Here is a 1,233-nt window from a genome sequence, read left to right as displayed (position 1 = left end):
GAAAATTTTGACTGAATAGGTCAAGCTACAAAGGGCGCATGGTGAATGCCTTGGCATCAGGAGCCGATGAAGGACGTGATAAGCTGCGATAAGCTTCGGGTAGGCGCACATAGCCAGTGATCCGGAGATTTCCGAATGTGGGAACACACATGGGAAACCCCATGTACTGTACAGTGAATACATAGCTGTATGGAGGTAAACCCTAGGGAACTGAAACATCTAAGTACCTAGAGGAAGAGAAAGAAAAATCGATTTCCTTAGTAGCGGCGAGCGAAAGGGAAAGAGCCCAAACCAAGGATTTATCCTTGGGGTTGCGGACAGAACATTAACGGAGAAGTCATGATTAACCGAACATAACTGGAAAGTTAGACCGTAGGAGGTAATAGTCCTGTATGTGAAAGATTATGATAATCAAGTTCTGATCCAGAGTACCACGAGACACGTGAAACCTTGTGGGAAGCAGGGAGGACCACCTCCCAAGGCTAAATACTACCTGATGACCGATAGTGAAGCAGTACCGTGAGGGAAAGGTGAAAAGAACCCCGGGAGGGGAGTGAAATAGAACCTGAAACCATGTGCCTACAACCGGTCAGAGCCCCTTATGAGGGTGATGACGTGCTTTTTGTAGAACGAGCCAACGAGTTACGGTATGTAGCAAGGTTAAGTAGTTAAGGTACGGAGCCGAAGGGAAACCGAGTCTAAATAGGGCGACTAGTTGCATGCCGTAGACCCGAAACCGGGTGACCTATCCATGGCCAGGTTGTAGCGAGGGTAAAACTTCGTGGAGGACCGAACCACGTTGCTGTTGAAAAAGCATGGGATGAGCTGTGGATAGCGGAGAAATTCCAATCGAACTCGGAGATAGCTGGTTCTCCCCGAAATAGCTTTAGGGCTAGCGTCGGATATGTCTAGTGGAGGTAGAGCACTGAATGGGCTAGGGGGCATAGCGCTTACCGAACCTTATCAAACTCCGAATGCCATATAGATTAAGTCCGGCAGTCAGACTACGAATGATAAGATCCGTGGTCAAAAGGGAAACAGCCCAGATCGTCAGCTAAGGTCCCAAAGTGTAAGTTAAGTGGAAAAGGATGTGGGATTTCTAAGACAACTAGGATGTTAGCTTAGAAGCAGCCACTCATTTAAAGAGTGCGTAATAGCTCACTAGTCGAGAGATCCTGCGCCGAAAATGTACCGGGGCTAAACTTACCACCGAAGCTACGGGCTTGCGTAAGG

Annotated in this window: 1 rRNA gene; it reads left to right on the top strand. The window is 48.1% G+C overall.

Annotation, left to right across the window (positions count from 1 at the left end):
• Positions 1-18: 18 nt before the first annotated feature.
• Positions 19-1,233: ribosomal RNA gene (locus HMPREF0216_RS07040) — 23S ribosomal RNA — on the top strand; the annotation flags it as partial.

The organism is Clostridium celatum DSM 1785 (genome assembly GCF_000320405.1).
Taxonomy (GTDB): Bacteria; Bacillota; Clostridia; order Clostridiales; family Clostridiaceae; genus Clostridium; species Clostridium celatum.
This window is presented reverse-complemented; position numbering and strand designations above follow the sequence as displayed.